The organism is Amycolatopsis sp. NPDC102389 (assembly GCF_044765885.1).
Lineage (GTDB): Bacteria > Actinomycetota > Actinomycetes > Mycobacteriales > Pseudonocardiaceae > Amycolatopsis.
Window position 1 is genome coordinate 19,112 of the sequence record NZ_JBIWKX010000007.1, and the last position, 18,595, is coordinate 37,706.

The following is an 18,595-nucleotide window of genomic DNA, read 5'->3' on the forward strand; positions in this document are numbered from 1 at the left end:
CTTTCAGGCGAATTCGAGCCGCAGGCTTTCGAGGCCGCGCAGGGTCACCTGCTTCACCCAGACCGGATCGGCGGTCCGGTGGAAGGCCCGGCCGGCGCCGAGCAGCGCCTCGAACAGGGTCCGGCCCTCCAGTCGCGCCAGCGGGGCGCCGAGACAGAAATGGATGCCCTGACCCAGCGCGAGATGCCTCGGCGACGGGCGATCCACGTCGAAACGGTCCGGGTTCTCGTACGCGCGCGGGTCGCGGTTGGCCGCTCCCAGCAGCACGACCGCTTCCGCGCCTTCGCCGACGAACTCGTCGCCGACGGTCGCGTCCCGCAGGGCGAGCCGCGTGGTCAGCTGGACGGGGGAGTCGTACCGGAGCATCTCCTCGACCGCGTTCGGGATCTTCGACCGGTCCTCGGCCAGTTTCCGGTGCTGCTCCGGATGGTTCAGCAGCGCGAGGACCCCGTTGCCGATCAGGTTGGTCGTCGTCTCGTGCCCGGCGACCAGCAGGAGCATCGCGGTGATCACCAGTTCGCCCTCGCTGAGCCGGTCGCCCTCGTCGGACACCGACACCAGATCGGAGAACAGGTCGCCGGTCGGCCGCTTCCGCCGTTCCTTCGCCAGCTCGCGGAAGTAGACGACGAACTCGCGCCGGGCCGCGACGGCCGCGGCGACGGTCTCTTTCGTCATCAGGAAGAACGGGTCGAGCGCGCGCCCCATGGCGTGCGACCACCCTTCGAAGCGCCCGCGGTCGGCCAGGGGAACCCCGAGCAGCTCGCTGATGACGACGACCGGCAACGGCTTCGCGATCTCGGTCATCAGGTCGAATTCGCCCATGTCGAGCGCTTTCGACACGAGCTCCTTCGCCAGTTCCTCGATCCTCGGGGCGAGCTGCTCGACCATCCTCGGCGTGAACGCCTTGGAGACCAGCCGCCGCAGCCGCGTGTGATCGGGCGGGTCGAGCCCGAGGAACGACCGGATCACCCGGCCCTGCTCGTCCACCGGCTCGTTCTCGTGCGTATCCGGCGGCACTTCGGGCTCCCCGTGGCCGAACGCGGGGTTCTTGAGCAGGGAGGAAGCTTCCTCGAATCCGCTCACCACGAAGAACCCGTCGGCGGCGGCGAAGATCGGGCCCCGCTCGAAGACCTGGCGGTAGAACGGGTACGGATCGGTCCTGGTCTCCGGCGTGAGCAGGTTCTCGAGCATCACCCGATCCTATGCGCGGCGGCGTCTGCGCATAGGCGAAAGTGTTCACATGACAGCCGACGCGATGATCGAAGACCTCAGGACGCTCGTCGAGATCGAGTCGCCTTCGGGGGACCGGCGACCCTGGTCGAGAGCGCGGCGGGACCGCACGTCCGGTGGTCCGGCGGCGGTGAGCCCCGGGTGCTGATCCTGGGGCACCACGACACGGTGTTCCCGATCGGCACCCTGGCGCGCCGCCCGTTGCCTGAATCGGCCGCCGCGGACCTGTTCGCCGTCGCGGAACGGCTACTGCCGGGAGTCGCCGGGGTGGCCGTCGGCGGCGGGAGTGACGGGAACCTCACCGCCGCGATCGGCGTCCCGACCCTCGACGGGCTCGGCGCCGTCGGCGGTGGCGCGCACGCCGATCACGAGTACCTGCTGGTCGAGTCGATGGTGGAACGGGCTGAGCTGGCCGCCGGGCTGGTGAACGCGATCAGAGACCGCTGATCGCCAGTTCTTGCCCGATTTCGGGCAAGAACTGGCATTTCGGAAGCCGGATGTGCATGATGAGCTCCGTGGAGGACGCGGACATCGTCGAGCAGGTGGCCTTGTCGACAGGACTGTCGACGGCCATCGCCGCCCGTGTCGTCGAGGACGTCCTGGCGTTCTACCGGCAGCCCGCCGAGCAGTACGTCCGGTCGCGGCACGCCCAGTTGCAGGGCGAGGGCAGGAAGAACCCCGAGATCTTCCCCCGGATCGCCGACGAACTGAGCCGTCGTCTCGTCGCCCCTCCCGACCTGTCCGAGCGGCAGCTGCGCCGCATCGTCTACGGCTGACGGAACACGCCCGTCCGTTTTCTTTTGTGAGGTTGACTCGTCATGTGCGGAATCGTCGGCTACATCGGCGGCCAGAACGCCGCCCCGATCCTGATCGAGGGGCTGACGCGGCTGGAGTACCGCGGCTACGACTCGGCCGGGATCTCCGTCCTCGGTGGTAAGGGCGCCCAGGTGCACCGCATCGTGGGACGGGTGCGGAATCTGACGGCGGCCCTGCCCAAGCGGCTCGCGGGCAAGGTCGGCATCGGGCACACGAGGTGGGCCACGCACGGTCCCGCGACGGAGGCGAACGCCCATCCGCACGTTTCCGAAGACGGCCGGATCTCCGTGGTGCACAACGGGATCATCGACAACGCCGACGCGCTGCGCGAGCAGCTCACCCAGGCGGGCGTGACGCTGACGTCCGAGACCGACACCGAGGTGCTCGCCCATCTGATCGCGCGTTCGGGGGCGAAGACGCTGGAAGACGCGGTCGTCGAGGCCGTTTCCCGGGTCACCGGCACCTACGCGATCGCCGTGACCGACACCGAGCACCCCGACCGCGTCGTGGTCGCGCGGAACGGTTCGCCGCTGATCATCGGCGTCGGCGACCGGGAGATGTTCGTCGCCAGCGATCTGTCCGCGCTGGTCCGGCACACCTCGCAGGTGGTGCACCTCGACGACGGCGAGTTCGCCAGCGTCTCGGCCACCGGCTACCGCACCTTCACCGTCGACGAGAGCGACACCGGCAAGGCCGCGACCGCGATCGACATCCAGGCCGACGACCTCGATCTCGGCGGTCACCGGCACTACATGTACAAGGAGATCCAGGAGCAGCCGGAATGCCTGGAGCGGATGATCCGGGGCCGTCTCGACGACCGGTTCGGAGTGTCCCGTTTGGACGGTCTGAACCTGACTCCCCGTGATCTGCGCGGTTTCGCGCGGGTGAAGATCCTCGGCTGCGGCTCGGCGTACTACGCGGGCCAGATCGGCGCCACCATGATCGAGGACCTGGCTCGGGTCCCGGCCGACGCGGAGGCCGCGTCCGAGTTCCGCTACCGCAACCCGATCATCGAAGCGGACACCCTCTACATCGCGGTCAGCCAGTCCGGCGAGACCGCGGACACCGCGTTCGCCGTCGAAGAGGTCAAGCGCAAGGGTGGCCGGGTGGTCGGCCTCGTGAACGTCGTCGGCTCGACGATCGCGCGGGCCTGCGACGGCGGCCTGTACCTGCACGCCGGCCCGGAGATCGCGGTCGCTTCGACCAAGGCGCTCACCAACATGGCCGTCGGCTTCGCGATGATCGCGCTGGCCCTCGGCCGCGTCCGTGACCTGTCCAACGCGGACGGGCAGCGCATCGTCGCGGCGCTGCGGGCGTTGCCGAAGCAGGTCGCGGCCATCGTCGAGGCCGAGTCCCAGATCGCCGAGCATGCGAAGATCTGCGCGGACGCGCGCAGCCTGTTCTTCATCGGCCGGGTCCGGGGCTTCCCGGTGGCGCGGGAGGGCGCGCAGAAGTTCAAGGAGATCTCGTACCGGCACGCCGAGGCCTACCAGACCTCGGAGCTCAAGCACGGCCCGCTCGCGCTGATCGACGAGGAGCTGCCGACGGTCGCGATCGTGCCGTCAGACGACCTCGCCGACCGCAACCTGGCCGCGATGCAGCAGATCAAGGCGCGCAAGGGCCAGGTACTGGCGATCACCCACGACGACGTCGACTTCGGTGATCTCGACGTGCCGCGGTTCGTGGTCCCGCGGTCGGAGCCGGAACTCGACCCGATCCTGCTCACGATCCCGCTGCAGCTGCTGGCCTACCACGCCGCGCTGATCCTCGGCCACGACATCGACAAACCGCGTAACCTCGCGAAGTCCGTCACCGTGGAATGATCTCCTGAGCCGTCGAAGGGGTCCGTAATGAGGCAGTACCTGCTGGCCGTCCAGCTCGACGAAAGCGCGCGGGACGCGCCGGAGGACGAGGTCCGGGCGATGATGGCGAGGACGGGCAAGGTCACCGACGAGATGAAGGCCGCCGGTTCGTGGGTCTTCGTCGGCGGGCTCGAACACTCCGACGTCTCCACGGTCGTCCGGCCCGCCGGTGGGACGACCATGATCACCGACGGTCCCTTCGCCGAGACGAAGGAACAGCTCGGCGGGTTCTGGGTGATCCGGGTCGAGGACCTCGACCAGGCGCTGGCCTGGGCCGAGAAGTGCGCGCTGGCCTGCGGGCAGCCGATCGAGGTCCGGCCGTTCGGCGACCCGCCGGCCCGGTGATGGATTTCGACGGGATCTACCGGGCGGAGTACGGCCGGTGCGTGGCCACCCTGACGCGCCTCCTCGGCGACATCTCGCTCGCCGAGGAGGCCGTTCAGGACGCTTTCGCGACGGCGGTCGAGAAGTGGGAGAAAACACCGCCCAACCCGGGCGCGTGGATCGTGACGACCGCGCGCAACCGCGCGATCGACCGCCTGCGCCGGGAATCCACCCGGGAGGCACGGCACGCCCAGACGCTGCTCCTGCGCGGATCGGACGAGCCGCGGGAGGTGGGGCCGGTACGCGACGACCAGCTCCGCATGATCTTCACTTGCTGCCATCCGGCGCTTTCCCCGCCCGCGCGGACCGCGCTCACCCTGCGCCTGCTGGGCGGGCTGGAGGTGGGGGAGATCGCGCGGGCGTACCTCGTCCCGGAAACGACCGTCTCTCAGCGGATCGTCCGCGCGAAGAAGAAGATCCGCGACGCGGGCATCCCGTACCGGGTGCCGGGGGACGGTGAACTTCCCGAGCGGCTGGACTCCGTCCTCACCGTGCTCTACCTGGTGTTCAACGAGGGGTACACGTCCACGTCCGGTGAGCTGCTGCGGACGGACCTCTGTCTGGAGGCGATCCGCCTCGTGCGGGCGCTCGCCGAGCTGATGCCCGACGAGCCGGAGGTGACCGGGCTGCTGGCGTTGCTCCTGCTCACCGAAGCCCGGCGGCCGGCGCGAGTGGGGCCTTCCGGTGAGCTGGTGGTGCTCGCGGAGCAGGACCGGTCCTTGTGGAATCGGGGACTGATCGCCGAGGGCCATGAGCTGGTGCGGCGATGCCTGCGCCGCGACCGGCCGGGCCCGTACCAGGTACAGGCCGCGATCAACGCCGTGCACACGGACGGCGAGTCGACCGACTGGAAACAGGTGCTGGCGCTCTACGACCAGCTGTGGCGGCTCGCCCCGTCGCCGATCGTCGCGCTCAACCGCGCGGTCGCCGTCGCCGAGGTGCACGGCCCGGCGGCGGCGCTGGCCGGTATCGAGGAGCTGGATCTGCCGGGCTATCACCATCTGCCCGCCACGCGGGCGAATCTGCTGGCCCGCCTCGGCCGGACCGCGGAAGCCGTCGCCGCCTACGACGAGGCGATCACCTTGGCCACCAACGACACCGAACGGGCCTTCCTGCGGTCCAAACGGGCAGTCCTGTCGTAGTTTCGGGCAGTGGTCGCCGAAAGCGGCCCGCGCTGTGTCCTCAATGGACAGAGGGGCTCCGTTGTCGGCCCGGCGGGAAACCAACTATTGTCGCCATGACCGCTCATCCGCCAGGGCAGGAGGTGAGGCGTTGTACGCCGAAGAACGGCAGCGCGCCATCCTCAAGCAGGCCCGGCGGAACGGCCGTGTCGACGTGGCGACGCTCGCGGCGGCTTTCGAGATCACCAGCGAGACGGTCCGCCGCGACCTGACCGCGCTGGAACGCAGCGGAGTGGTGCGCCGGGTGCACGGCGGCGCGATCCCGGTCGAACGGCCGGGTATCGAGCCGGGGCTCGACGCCCGCGACGCGGTGATGACCGCGGAGAAGGACCGCATCGCCGCCGCGGCGCTGGAGCAGATCCCCGACCGGGGCGCGATCCTGCTGGACGCGGGCACCACGGTGGGCCGGCTGGCGAACCTCATACCCTCAGATCGTGAACTGACCGTGGTCACTCCTTCGCTGCCGAACGCGTGCGCGCTCGCCAACCGGCCCGGTGTCACGCTGATGCTGGTCGGCGGGAGGCTGCGCGGCCACGCGATGGCGTCGGTCGACGGCTGGGCGCTCGACGCCCTCAAGGACACCTACGTCGACGTCGCTTTCCTCGGTACCAACGGCCTTTCCGTCGAGCGCGGGCTCACCACCCCGGACACCGCCGACGCGATGGTGAAGCGCGCGGCCATCGCGTCCGCGCGGCGGACGGTGTTGCTGGCCGATCACACCAAGATCGGCGACGATCACTTCGCCCGGTTCGGGGACCTCTGCGACGTGGACACCCTGATCACCGACTGTGGTGTCGAAGCTCGGGAGGTCGACGAGATCAGCCGGGCGGGCGTCAAGGTGATCATCGCTTGAAGCGTACGGGCGAGCGGCTCGCCGGATATCTGATGACAGCGCCGTTCTACGTCCTCTTCGGCGTGTTCGGGCTTTTCCCGCTGCTCTACACCGCCTGGGTGGCGCTGCACCACTGGCATCTGGTCAACGGTGACACCGGGTTCGCCGGGCTGGGCAATTTCGCCGCCCTGCTCCAGGATCCGCATTTCTACAACGCGCTCTTCAACACCGTCAGCATCTTCGTCCTTTCCACGGTCCCGCAACTGCTGGCCGCGCTCGGGCTCGCCGCCCTCCTCGACCGTCCCTTGCGGGCGCGGACCCTGTGGCGGGCCAGTGTGCTGTTGCCCAACGTCGTGTCGGTGGTCGCGGTGGCGCTGGTGTTCAGCCAGCTGTTCGCGGAGGACTACGGCGTCGTCAACTGGGTGCTGGGCCTGGTGGGGCTCGATCCGGTGGACTGGCGGTCGGACCGGTTCGCGTCGCATGTCGCGGTGAGCGCGATGGTGATGTGGCGCTGGACCGGCTACAACGCGCTGCTCTACCTCGCGGCCATGCAGTCCGTGCCGCAGGAGCGTTACGACGCCGCGATGCTCGACGGCGCCTCGCGCTGGCGGACCTTCTGGTCGATCACGGTGCCCGCGATCCGCCCGACCATCGCCTTCACCGTCGTCGTCTCGACCATCGGCGGATTGCAGCTGTTCGCCGAGCCACAGCTGTTCGACGACACCGGCGTCAACGGGACGGGCGGCGCCGACCGGCAGTTCCAGACGCTGGCCATGTACTTGTACGAAAAGGGGTTCGGCGAGTTCGACGCCGGATACGCGGCGGCCATCGCGTGGTTGCTGTTCCTGTTCTCGGCCGTGTTCGCGCTGGTCAACTTCTCGCTGGTGCGCCGGATGCGGGGCGGTGAATGACCGTGGCGGCGAGAGAACGGACCGGTTTCGTCGTCTACGGGCTGCTGCTCGCGGTCGTCGTCGCGTCGATCTTCCCGCTGTACTGGTCTTTCGTGGTGTCCTCGAAGGACAATTCCGCCCTCGGGGAGACCACTCCGCCGCTGCTGCCCGGCGGCAACCTGATCGAGAACGTGGAACGGGTCTTCGGGACCGTCGACTTCTGGCTGGCGATGCAGAACTCGCTGATCGTCGCCGGCACGGTGACCGTGTCGAACGTGCTGCTCTCCAGCATGGCCGGCTTCGCCTTCGCGCGGCTGCGGTTCCCCGGTCGCGACTCGCTCTTCCTGGTCGTCATCGGCACCGCCATGGTGCCCGCACAGCTCGGCGTCATCCCGCTGTACCTGGTGGTCGGCGAACTCGGCTGGTACGGACGGCTGGAGGCGGTGATCGTGCCCGGGCTGGTCGGCGCGTTCAGCGTGTTCTGGATGCGGCAGGCGTGCGAGGAGGCGATCCCGGGCGAACTGCTCGACGCCGGCCGCGTCGACGGCTGCTCGACGGCGCGGCTGTTCTGGAACGTCGCCCTGCCCGCCGTCCGCCCCCAGGCCGCCGTGCTCGCGATGCTGACGTTCATGACCGCGTGGAACGACTTCTTCTGGCCCCTGATCGTGCTCGACCCCAACGCGCACCCGACCGTCCAGGTGGCTTTGTCGCGGCTGGCCAGTGGGTACTTCACCGATTACTCGCTGATGCTCACTGCCGCGACGATCGGTGTGCTGCCCGTGATCGTGCTGTTCATCCTGCTGGCTCGGAAGGTGGTCGACGGCGTGATGCGGGGTGCGCCTCGGGCCTGAGTGGGTTGCGGCGCGAAGGACGATGAGCGGACTCCAACCTCGATCAGGGCATGGCCGTTTTTCGGCAACGGCCGGCGCCGATCAGGGATACGGCGCCGTTGCCGTTTTTCGGCGACGGCTCAGAACGGTGGTGGTTCCTCGGTGCGGGGTTCGTGCAGTGGCGGTGGTGTGCTGTCGTAGGCCTGCCCCGTGGGCGTGGTGATCGTGAGGGTGCCATCGGCAGTGAGCCGGTAGTGCCAGCCGGGTTCGTCTTTCAGCCGGTGGTCGCGGCGGCACAGATCGACCAGTTCGGTATCGGCGGTGTGGCCGCCGTGTTGCCAGGGCAGCGCATGATCGAGATCGCAGGCTTGGGCGACACGGTGGCAGCCAGGTCTTCGGCATTCGCGGTCACGGACCCGGACGAATTCGTCGAGACCGGCGGTGGGGCGATACCGGTCCCGGCCCAGGTCGAGGACCTGCCCGGACAGCGGGTCGGTGATGATGCGCCGCAGGACTGTGTTCGGCCCGGATGCGATGTGCCGGGCCAGCGGAGCCGGGATGTGGCCGTGCCCGGCTAGTTCGGCGGGGTCGTCGTTCAGCCCGAGATACGTGTGCAGGTCCATGTACAAGAACACTTCGGACCGTTCACTTTTCCCACCCTGACCGCCCAGCAGGAGATCCAACGCGACGTCGGCACGCAACTGATCCAGGGTCCGGGTCTCCCCACCGGCCCGCAGCGCCCGTGCGTCACGATCGATCCGGGTGTAGGCGGCGGCGACCTTCTCCACCGGGCCGTCTTCGACCTCGATCGACGCCACCCCGGTCTCGCCCTGTCGCAGTGACAATCGGCGCCCGGCGCGGTGTCGTTCCGCGCGTCGGGCGGCGCCGTCGCGGTCGGCGATCATCGCCGCGTGGTTCGCCGCTTTCCGGATCTGGTCGGCGTTCCTGCCCGATAGCCGGTCTTCCAGTACCGCGTCCACCGCGCGGGCGTCGTCGTCGGAGAGCCAGGCGGTGGCGGTGGCGACTTTCATCGCCCCGTAACCACCCACCTGTCCGCGGTCCAACAGCCCGAGAGTGCGGGGCAGCCGGGTGGTCAACGCCTGGGCGGCGGAGACCAGCCCGGCCGCGTGACCGTCCACAACGGACAGAGCGAGCGCCACCTCCTGCACCACACTGCCAGCACCGTCACGGTGACGGCTCAGCTGCGACAGAGCACGGAACCGCACCGCCTCCAACCGCGCGATCCCCTCCGACGCCGCAACCGCCGCGGCGACGGCATCGTTGTCCCCCAACGAATCCAGCGAAGCATTGACCTCCTGAAACACATCGGACTCGGTGATTTCCTTGAGTAGCGCCACAGTGGCGTTGAGAGTGTCCACAACACAGAACGTACAACCGACCACCGACAGTTTTGGTTCGCCGGGGATCGTCGTCGATATTCGGCAACGGGCGTAGCGGTGCACTCTATCTGGTCCGCTGTCCAGGGCTGGCCTTCTGTAAGGGAAAACGATCCCGCGGGCAAAGTGCCGTGCGACTGTTGGCGATCGCGCGGCCGGAAGAGGGCTTGGGTGGGCAACAACTTTCCCTGAGTCGATCTGTCGGAGCCGCTGGTTTGGTTCACTGGGGATCGTCGTCGATATTCGGCAACGGGCGCAGCGGCGCACTCTATCTGGTCCGCTGTCCAGGGCTGGCCTTCTGTAAGGGAAACGTCCCGCCTGGGCAAGGGTGTCGTGCGATGGCTGGTGATTGTGCGGCCGGAAGCGGCCGACAGTTTGGTTGGCCGGGATCGTCGTCGATATTCGGCAACGAGCGCAGCGGCACCGTCAATCCGGTCCGCTGTCCAGGGCTGGCCTTCGGTAAGGGGAAACGATCCCGCGGGCAAAGTGCCGTGCGACTGTTGGCGATCGTGCGGCCGGAAACGGCCTTGGGTGGGCAACTCACCCAAGGGAGCTAAAGACCGTTACGTGCCACCACGTCCGCGTAGAACCGGGCACTGTCCTTGACTACCCGCTCCTGAGTCTCGAAGTCGACGTGCACAAGGCCGAACCGTTGCGTGTACCCCATGGCCCACTCGAAATTGTCGAGCAGTGACCAGGCCATGTAGCCGCGGACGTCGGCGCCGCGTTCGATCGCGTCGTGCACGGCGGCGAGGTGCTCGGCGAAGTACCGCACGCGTTTCTCGTCGTGTACGCGCCCATCGACGACCTCGTCTTCGAACGCGGCACCGTTCTCGGCGATCACGAGCGGCAGGCCGGGGCAGTGTTCGTGCAGCCACAGCAACAGATCGGTGAACGACGAGGGCCGCTGCTCCCAGCCGAGGGAGGTCAGTTCGCCGCGGGGCGGCTGGACGTCCATCCCGCGCAGGCCCGGCAGAGGGCAGTTGCTGTCGGCCTCGGGGTCTTCCAGCGGGACCGCGCGGGCGGGCGCGTAGTAGTTGACGCCCAGGACGTCCAGTGGCTGCGCGATGATCTCCAGATCGCCGTCGGCGATCGCCGGTTCCAGGGTGCCGAGATGCGCCAGATCCGTCAGCAGCTCTGCCGGATAGCCGCGGCCGAGCAGCGGATCGAGGAAGAACCTGTTGTGCAGGAAGTCGAATTTGCGCGCGGCCTCGCGGTGTGCGGCGTCGTCCACATCGGTCAGGACCGGGGCGAAGTTGAGCACGATGGACACTTCCTGCTCGCCGCCGTTCGCCCGCAACGCCTGTGCGGCCTTGCCGTGCGCGAGCAGGAGATTGTGCCCGGCGACCAGCGCGGCGCCCTCATCACGGATGCCCGGCGCGTGATCGCCGTTGCCGTAGCCGATGAAGGCGGCGCAGAACGGCTCGTTGATCGTGGTCCACTGCCGCACCCGGTCGCCGAGTTCTTTGTGGACGGTCAACGCGTAGCCGGCGAAAAGGTCCGCTAGAGCACGGTTCGGCCAGCCGCCTTCCGCTTGCAGTGCCTCGGGGAGATCCCAGTGGTAGAGCGTCACCATCGGGGTGATCCCGTGCTCCAGCAACGTGTCGACGAGGCGATCGTAGAAGGCGAGGCCGCGTGGCTCGACGGTGCGGCCGTCCGGCATGACCCGCGACCATGCGACGGAGAACCGGTAGTACGGTATGCCGAGTTCGCTCAGCAGGCCGATGTCCTCGCGGTAACGCCGGTAGTGGTCGCAAGCCGGGTCACCGGTGGCCAGGCCGGGCCGTGCGGTGAAGGTGTCCCAAATGGACGGTCCGCGGCCGTCCGCCGTCGTCGAGCCCTCGATCTGATACGCCGCCGTGGCCGTTCCCCACCGGAACCCGGCCGGAAACCCGCGTGTCACGCCGTCCCCGCTCAATTGGCGGCCGCGGCGCGGCCTTCGGTCGCGGCCTGGTTCCAGGCCTCGTCGAGAGCCTGCTTGCCCTCTTCGACGCGGCCGAGGGCGTGCCCGTACACCGGCCGCACCTCGCCGTCGCGCAGTCCGCGGTAGTTCGGCCGCAAGGCCTCGGCGGAGGCGGCGAAGATCTTGCCGATCGGCGCGCCGCTGAAGTACTGGCTGGTGTGGGAAAGCACGGCGTCGTCCTGGTAGGCGCCCAGCGCGCTCGGCAGCAGCCCGCTCTCCAGGAAGATCCGTTTCTGCTGTTCGGGCGCGGTGAGCCAGACGGCGAGGTCGTAGGCCTCCTTGCGATGCGCGCCCTGCTTCGGGACGGTCAGGAACGAGCCGCCCCAGTTGCCCGCCTTACCCGGAACCGAGGTCACGTCCCATTTGCCCGCGAGCTCCGGCCCGCCCGCCTCCTCGATCTGGGTGAGCATCCAAGCGGGACAGGTGATGGCGGCGAACCGGCTCTGCTTGATCGCCACCGTCCACGGCTGGGTGAAGGTGGTGACCGCCGCCGTCTCCTTCTTCAGCCCCATCCCGCCCGCGAGCTCGAAGGCTTTGCGCACGTTGGGGTTCGTGTCGGCGATGAACTTGTCGTCCTTGGAGAAATAGTTCTCCTGCGCCTGGTTGAGCATCGCGGTGTAGACGGTGCCCGCCGAGTCGGCGAACTTGACGTCGTCCGGCGCCTTGGCGCTGAACCGCTCACCGGTTTCGGCGAACTTCTCCCACGTCGGCCACAACGCGGCCACCTGGTCGCGGTCGGCCGGCAGGCCGGCGTTCGCGAACAGGTCACGGCGGTAGCAGAGGGCGAGGCTGCCCATGTCGGTGCCGAGGCCCATCACGAACTTCCCGCCCTCGGCGGTGCCCTGGTCCCATTTCCACGCGGGCCAGTGTTCGCGGAGCCCCTGCGCGCCGAACTCGGACAGATCGGTGAACTTGTCCGTCGACTGGCGGAACTTGGGGAGGTACTGCTCTTCGATCGCCACCACGTCCGCGCTGCCGCGCCCGGCGCCGAGCCCGGTGGCGAGCTGCCGGTGATGCGTCTCGAAGTCGGCCACCCGGCCTTCGACGGTGATGCCCGGATGGGCCTTTTCGTAGTCGTCGAAGAGTTTTTCGTACCCGAACTCGCCGAAGGTGGCGACGGTGAGTTTGATCGGGCCGCCGGCTTCCGGCGTGCCGGAACAGCCGGTGAGCAGCAGCACGAGGGCCGTCAAGCCGGCCAGCATGCGGGTCATGGTTCTCCTAAGTCGTCCGAACGCGGTCAGGCGAGTCTTCTCGGCAGCCGGTCGCCCACGGTCAGCCGGGAATCGGCGTGCAGTTTGGTCAGCACCCTGGACACCAGCGACTGCACCGTCCTCCTGGGCAGGCTCAGTTCCGCGGCGATCTCCGGGTTGGACAGTTTCGCCGCCACCAGCCGCGCGACCCGCAGTTCCAGCGGCGACAGCGCGCCGCTGTGCCGGGGCCCCCGCTCGGCGCGGCTCAGCACGCCGTGGCGGCGCAGCCTGCTTTCCGCCCGGCGGATGCTCCAGGTGGCGCCGACCTGCCCGAGTACCTCGCACGCCTCGGTGAGCGAGCGGGTGGCCGCTTCGAGGTAACCGGCGCGGCCGAGCAGTTCGGCGGCGTCCTCCAGGGCGGCCGCGAGTTCGATGGGGCGCTGGACCTCGCGATAGTGATCGGCCGCGGCACGCATGCCTTCGGGGTCGCCGTCGATCAGCGCCCGGCACCGCAGGGCGGCGACGGTGGCCCTGGCGGGCACGGTCTCCTGGCTCGCCTCTTCGGCGCAGACGGCGAGAGCTTCCTGTGCGACGGCATCGTTTCCGGCGGCGATCGCCACGCGGACGACGTCGGGAAGCCATTGGTGGCGCAGCATCATCCGGGCGTAGTCGGGGCGCAGCACCGGCGCGAACAACCGCAGCGCGTCGTCGAGTTCGCCGCGTTGCTCGGCGGCCATCGCCAACGCCGCCAGGTAGAAGTCGCAGCTCTCGCGTTCGGACGAGTTCGACGGGGAGTGCGCCTCGGCCGCTTCCAGATGAGCGCGGACGGAGACGCGTTCGTCGCGATGGCCCGCGATGAGGGCGGCGACCCCGTGCAGCAGCAGGGCGGCGGCGCCCGGCTCGCGGACGCCGTAGAAGGTGATCGCCGGGCCGTCCTCGGTGACCGAGTCCAGTTCGGCCAGCGCCTCGTCCCAGCGGCCGGTCCAGTAGTAGTGCACGGCCGCCGACACCTGCGGACCGGTCGGCAGGCCGTGCCGTGCCGCGGTCTCGTATCCGGCGTGCAGCGTGGCGTCGGCCTCGCCTAGCCGGTCGAGGTTCTGCAGGGTGAAGAGGCGGTTGTCGAGCAGGTCGAACCGCAGCGTCGCCAGGTCGGCCTCGTCGCCGGTGGTCTCGAGCGCGGCGTCGATCGCGGTGAGCGCCCGGTCGTGCTCGCGGCGGATCGAGTGCACGAGCCACAACGTCTGCTGCGCGTGCGCGGCGGGATAACGCTCACCCGCTTCGACGGCTTCGGCGTGCAGGCCCCGCGCGATCCGTTCGGTCTCGCCGAGATCGTCGAGGGTGCCGCGCCGGAAGTTGGCGAGCAGCGTCCGGGTGCTGGTGCGCCACAGTTCCGGCATCGACGGGTCGTCCGCGGTGTCTTCGAGCGCCTCGATCGCGCCGGGCGTGTCGCCCCGGCGGTAGCGCAGCGCGGCGAGGAAGTGCCGCATCTGCGCCAGATCCGCCTTGTCGGTGACGGTTTTCACCGCCTGCTCGGCTTCGGCCTCGGGAGCCTGTTCGAGCCGGAACAGCACGCGCACCAGCGCGGCGATCAGCGTCTTCCGTTGCTCGGGGGTGGGCACCGTGCTGTCGAGCGCGTCGCGGAGCAGATCGGCCGCGATATGCGGGGCGCGGTTGGACACCGCGACGTGGTTGGCGGTGAGCCAGCCCGCCAGCCACGGGTCGAACGGCACCGGCCCGGCCGCCAGCTGCTCGGCGACCCGTTTGACCGGCGCGCCCGCCCGCGCGAGCGCTTCGGCGGCGCGCCGGTGCAGCGCGGCGCGGGCCGGTTCGGCGATGCCGCCGTAGAGCGCCTGCCGCTGGAACGGATGGTGGAAGGCGAGTTTGTCGCCGGCGTACTCGATGACGCCCGCGGTGGTGGCGGGCTCCAGCTCCTGCAGCACCTCGAGCGGGCTCTTGCCGGCCAGCGTCGCCAGATCCTCGACGGCGAACTCCGCGCCCAGCAGTGAGGCGGTGCGCAGGATCCCGGTGGTGGCCGGGTCGAGCGTCTCCAGCGTCCTGGCCACCGCCGCCAGCAGCGACCGCGGCGCGTTCTCGGTGCCGTCCAGCGTCACCTCGGCCACGCCCGCCTTGATCCGCAACGAGCCCGTCCGGACCAGGTCGTGCGCGACTTCCCTGGCGTAGAGCGGGTTTCCGGCCGCGCGCCGGACCAGCGGGCGCAGGCTCGGCCCGAGCTTCGCCTCGAGGATCGTCTCGAACACGGCGGCGATGTCGTCGTCGGTCAGCACCTCGACCGGCATGATCTCGCCGTCCCTCGCTTCGACCCCGCGACGCAGCTGGGCAAGGTCCCGGCGGCCGTGCCCGGTGCGTGTGGCGGCGACCAGCAGCAACGGAAGCTGGCGGGTGGCGGCGGCCAGCCGTTGCCACAGCAGCACACTGGCCTCGTCGGCCCAGTGGAGGTCGTCGATCACCAGCACCAGCGGGCCCGCCGCGCAGGTCTCGTCGACCAGTGTGAGCAGTTTGTCCACAGTGGACAAGATCGGGTCGGCGGGGCCCCAGTCCCCGTGCGCGGGTTCGGCGTGCAGCTCGCCTGCCAGCTTGGCCTTGGCCGGATCCGCCGCGCCGTGGTGCACGCCGAGGCATTCCATGATCACCTGCAGCGGAAACCGTTGGCGCAGCTCGTCGGCCGCGGTCCAGGCGAGCTGGCAGCCGCGCGCGGCGGCACCCGCCAGCCCGGCGATCAACAGCTCCGATTTGCCGATCCCCGGTTCGCCTTCGAGCCAGACCGGGCGGCCGCGGCCGGCGAGCACGTCGGTGACGAAGCCGTCCAGCCGCTCGACCTGCCGGGCACGGCCGGGCAGGTGGCATGGGCCGCCGCGTTCGATCGCCTTGGCCACCGGCGGCGGCACGACGCGGACCGGAACCGGTCCGGTGACGGGTTTTTCGCTGCCGTCGAGGATGCGCTGGTGCAGCTCCCGCAGCGGGGCACCGGGTTCGACGCCGAGTTCGTCGCGGAGGATTCGCCTGGCTTCGCGGTACGCGCCGAGCGCTTCGATCTGGCGGCCGCTGGCGTGCAGGGCGCGCATGAGCGTCTCGTGCAGTGACTCGCGCAACGGGTGCCGCTGCACCAGCGCGGTCAGCTCGGCCACCACTTCACGGTGGTCGCCGATGCCGAGCAGGGCCGTGGCGCGCAGTTCGGTGGCGGTCAGCTGGAGTTCGGCGAGCCGGACGCGTTCCGCTTCGGCGAACGGGCCGGGCACACCGGAGTAGGCCTCGCCGCGCCAGAGATCGAGCGCGGAGGTGAGCCGCGCGGCCGCGCCCCGCTGATCGGCGTGTACCGCTTTGGCGGCCGCGACGTCCTTTTCGAACCGGTGGACATCGAGGGCCTCCCCGTCCAAGCGCAGCGAGTAACTCGATCCGGACGAACTCAGGATCTCGTGCGCGTCACCGCCCGCCTTGCGGATCGCCCCGCGCAGACCGGAGACGTAGGTGTGGACACTGCCGGTGGCGCTGGCCGGCGCCGACCCGCCCCAGACGCCCGAGATCAGCTCGCCGAGGGAGATCGACTGGCCGCGGCGCGCCGCCAGGGTGGCGAAGACCGCGCGCTGGCGGGCGGGCCCGAGCTTCAGCTCGACGTCTTCGAGCCAGGCACGGGGCGGCCCGAGCAGCTCGACGCGCAGCCCGTTCGTCACACCGGCTCCATTTCTCGTCATGCACCGAAAGTGGCCGGATCACTACTGTGTCCCCGCAGTTTAGGACGTCCTTCGCGCGGTCGGGTTGCGTACCCGGGCGAGTGCGTGCAGCGGCGCGCACCAGGGCTGCGCGGACCAGGAGGGCGTGGCGTCCGTTTCGGGCAGCAGCAGCGCGGCGAGCTCGCCCGCGAGGCTCTGATGCTGCTCCTCGGTGAGATTCCGTTGGTGGGAAAGCAAATGGAGCAGTTCGATCGCCGGGCCGGTGGACAGCGCGCGGACATTGTCGAGCACCCATCGCGGGATCCAGTGCGCCGTCAGTTCGTCGCCTGCCTGCAGCAGCTGCTCGGCGACGCGGTCCGCGGGCGCGCCGGAGCCCGCCATGGTCGCGGCGATCTCCTGGTGCAGCACGGCGCGGATGGCGGGCGGGGTGTTCGCGACGAACACCGCGCGGACGAGCGGGACGCGGAACCGCAGACGGTCTCCCTCGGCTTGCAGCACGTGCGCGGCGAGCGCCTCCTCGACCGCTCCGACGAGCGATGCCCGTTCGCGCCCGGTGACATCCGTCAGGTCGGCGATGGTGAACGACGAGCCGAGCAACGCGGCGGAATTCAGGGTTCGCTTGCCCGGCACGGAAAGCGTGGCGAGGTGATCCTCCACCACGGTGGCGAGCGTGCTGTGCGGGGAGGTGTCCGGCTCGTGGCCGTCGGCGAATTCGGCGAACAGCTCGCACAGATAGCGGGCGTTTCCCGCCGTGTACTCGGCGGCGAACTCGAGGAAGTCCGCACCTGGATCCCTGGCCAGGGTCTCCGCGGCGAGGGCGGCGACGGCCGGGCCGTCGAACGGCGGCAGCGCGACGATGTCGCCGTCGAGCCGCGAGCGGAGGTCGTCGAGCGTGGGGCGCCGGGGGAGCGGGCGTGCCGAGCCGATCAGCAGAAGCGGCAGGCGCGCGGTGAATCCCTGAAGCCGCTGCCAGGCGAGCAGGCTTTCCTCGTCGGCCCAGTGCAGATCCTCGAAGACGAGCACCAAGGGCCCGTCTTCGCACAGCCCGGTGACCGTTTTGCCGAGATCGTCGAGCGCCTCACCGCCGAGGCAGTCGGCGATGAGGCTCAGCGGGATCGCGCCGCTCAGTTCGTCGGCTTCGACCCAGCGCGTACGGCTTCTCGCCGTGGCCAGGGCCTCGGCCAGGAACGCGCTCTTGCCGCTGCCCGCTTCGCCGTCCAGCCAGACGGTGGAGCCGCGGCCTTCGTCCAGCAGGGCGGTCAGGTTCCGTCGCAGCCGGCCGAACTCGAACTCCCGGCCGACGAAAGCGGACGGTCGTGCGGGCGCGGTTCGCGTCCGGCGGTGCCGGTCCGGCTGATCCCGGTGGTGCAGCGCCGGATCGTCGTCCAGGACCTGTTGCCGCAGGGCCAGCAGTTCCGGGCCGGGTTCGAGACCGGACCGCTCGATGATCGTCTCGCGGGCCCGGTCGAACGCGGCCAGGGCCTCGGCCTGCCTCCCGGACCGGAACAAGGCGGTGATCAGCATGCGGTGCAGGCCTTCGCGCAGCGGATGGCGCTCGACCAGCACGGCGAGCTCGTCCACGAGTTCGCGGTGGCCGCCGAGCCGCAGCGCGACCTCGGCCTGGCGTTCGAGCGCGCTCATCCGCAGTTCGTTCAGGCGGGCACGCTGGGTCTCGGCGAACGGGCCGGGGATCCCGTCGAGCGCGGAACCCCGCCACTGCCCGAGCGCGGACCGCAGCGACTCCAGCTCCCGCCGGTGCGCGCCGGCGAGCCGGTGCGCGCGGGCACGGTCCAGCTCGGCCTCGAAGACGTGGACGTCGACCTGCTGTTTCGGCAGGTCGAGGCGGTAGCCGGCGCGGCTGGCGACGAGCGGTTCGCCGACCGGCTCCAGCGCGCGGCGCAACGCGGAGACGTAGGTGTACACGATGCCGGTGGCGCTGTCCGGGGGCCGCTCGCCCCAGACGGCGTCGATGATTTCCCGGCGGGAGACGAACTGGCCGGCGTGCAGCGCGAGCGTGGCGAACACCGCCTGCCGCTGGGCAGGACCCAGCGCGATCTCGCCGTCGCCGTGGCGGGCGGGGGAACCGCCCAGCAGCCGGACCGTCAGCGAGGAAACCTCGTCCATGACCTGCCGCCTGTGCGTCCGACCGCCGAAAAGAGTGTCCCGCTCGGCGAAAATCCTAGTGGCGCCGATGTGGGTTTCGCAATCAATCGGACACCCACCGTGTGGGTTTCGGCCGTTCATCCCGGATCATCCCGATTCACGGCCGGCCGGATGTCCGTTCATGTGGGTTTCGGGGCCCGTTCAGCCGAGGGGCGACCGGGCAATGCC

General features: G+C 69.9%; 15 protein-coding genes. 9 read left to right on the forward strand and 6 right to left on the reverse strand.

Annotation, left to right across the window (positions count from 1 at the left end; all coding sequences use genetic code 11):
• Positions 1–3: 3 nt before the first annotated feature.
• Positions 4–1,191 carry a cytochrome P450 gene (locus ACIRGA_RS08760; protein WP_400938287.1) on the reverse strand — a complete coding sequence of 396 codons (1,188 nt, stop codon included), beginning with the start codon at positions 1,189–1,191 and terminating at the stop codon, positions 4–6.
• A gap of 49 nt (positions 1,192–1,240) precedes the next feature.
• On the opposite strand from ACIRGA_RS08760, the gene ACIRGA_RS08765 reads away from it, so the two are divergent.
• From ACIRGA_RS08765 to ACIRGA_RS08805, 9 genes are all read left to right on the forward strand, one after another.
• Complete coding sequence (locus ACIRGA_RS08765) at positions 1,241–1,378, forward strand: hypothetical protein (RefSeq protein ID WP_400938290.1); 138 nt, start codon at positions 1,241–1,243, stop codon at positions 1,376–1,378.
• Positions 1,372–1,677, forward strand: coding sequence for a M20/M25/M40 family metallo-hydrolase (locus tag ACIRGA_RS08770; RefSeq protein ID WP_400938293.1), 306 nt, complete (start codon positions 1,372–1,374; stop codon positions 1,675–1,677). The genes ACIRGA_RS08765 and ACIRGA_RS08770 overlap by 7 nt, the downstream gene beginning before the upstream one ends.
• A 56-nt stretch (positions 1,678–1,733) precedes the next feature.
• Positions 1,734–2,006: a hypothetical protein gene (locus ACIRGA_RS08775; RefSeq protein ID WP_400938296.1), complete on the forward strand. Its 273-nt coding sequence runs from the start codon at positions 1,734–1,736 to the stop codon at positions 2,004–2,006.
• Between the two features lie 42 nt (positions 2,007–2,048).
• A complete protein-coding gene (glmS, locus tag ACIRGA_RS08780) occupies positions 2,049–3,869 on the forward strand; it encodes a glutamine--fructose-6-phosphate transaminase (isomerizing) (RefSeq protein WP_400938299.1) in 1,821 nt (606 codons plus the stop codon).
• A gap of 27 nt (positions 3,870–3,896) precedes the next feature.
• Positions 3,897–4,253, forward strand: a complete 357-nt coding sequence (locus ACIRGA_RS08785) for a YciI family protein (RefSeq protein WP_400938301.1) — start codon at positions 3,897–3,899, stop codon at positions 4,251–4,253.
• Positions 4,253–5,434, forward strand: coding sequence for an RNA polymerase sigma factor (locus tag ACIRGA_RS08790; protein WP_400938304.1), 1,182 nt, complete (start codon positions 4,253–4,255; stop codon positions 5,432–5,434). Before ACIRGA_RS08785 ends, ACIRGA_RS08790 begins: the two co-directional genes overlap by 1 nt.
• A gap of 130 nt (positions 5,435–5,564) precedes the next feature.
• The gene (locus ACIRGA_RS08795; RefSeq protein WP_400938307.1) at positions 5,565–6,326 is read left to right on the forward strand and encodes a DeoR/GlpR family DNA-binding transcription regulator; all 762 of its coding nucleotides are present in this window, start codon (positions 5,565–5,567) and stop codon (positions 6,324–6,326) included.
• Positions 6,323–7,216, forward strand: a complete 894-nt coding sequence (locus tag ACIRGA_RS08800; RefSeq protein ID WP_400938310.1) for a carbohydrate ABC transporter permease — start codon at positions 6,323–6,325, stop codon at positions 7,214–7,216. Before ACIRGA_RS08795 ends, ACIRGA_RS08800 begins: the two co-directional genes overlap by 4 nt.
• On the forward strand, positions 7,213–8,046 hold the full coding sequence (locus tag ACIRGA_RS08805) for a carbohydrate ABC transporter permease (protein WP_400938313.1): 834 nt from the start codon (positions 7,213–7,215) through the stop codon (positions 8,044–8,046). The genes ACIRGA_RS08800 and ACIRGA_RS08805 overlap by 4 nt, the downstream gene beginning before the upstream one ends.
• A gap of 119 nt (positions 8,047–8,165) precedes the next feature.
• Here the strand turns inward: ACIRGA_RS08805 and ACIRGA_RS08810 are convergent, their stop codons facing one another.
• From ACIRGA_RS08810 to ACIRGA_RS08830, 5 genes are all read right to left on the reverse strand, one after another.
• Positions 8,166–9,404 carry a DUF222 domain-containing protein gene (locus tag ACIRGA_RS08810; RefSeq protein ID WP_400938315.1) on the reverse strand — a complete coding sequence of 413 codons (1,239 nt, stop codon included), beginning with the start codon at positions 9,402–9,404 and terminating at the stop codon, positions 8,166–8,168.
• A 571-nt stretch (positions 9,405–9,975) separates the two neighbouring features.
• Positions 9,976–11,325, reverse strand: coding sequence for a GH1 family beta-glucosidase (locus ACIRGA_RS08815; protein WP_400938317.1), 1,350 nt, complete (start codon positions 11,323–11,325; stop codon positions 9,976–9,978).
• 11 nt (positions 11,326–11,336) lie between these two features.
• Positions 11,337–12,596: an ABC transporter substrate-binding protein gene (locus tag ACIRGA_RS08820; protein WP_400938319.1), complete on the reverse strand. Its 1,260-nt coding sequence runs from the start codon at positions 12,594–12,596 to the stop codon at positions 11,337–11,339.
• 26 nt (positions 12,597–12,622) lie between these two features.
• Entirely contained in the window at positions 12,623–16,264 is a 3,642-nt protein-coding gene (locus tag ACIRGA_RS08825; protein ID WP_400938688.1) for a BTAD domain-containing putative transcriptional regulator, read from the reverse strand.
• A gap of 60 nt (positions 16,265–16,324) precedes the next feature.
• The gene (locus tag ACIRGA_RS08830; RefSeq protein ID WP_400938321.1) at positions 16,325–18,388 is read right to left on the reverse strand and encodes a BTAD domain-containing putative transcriptional regulator; all 2,064 of its coding nucleotides are present in this window, start codon (positions 18,386–18,388) and stop codon (positions 16,325–16,327) included.
• Positions 18,389–18,595 lie beyond the last annotated feature (207 nt).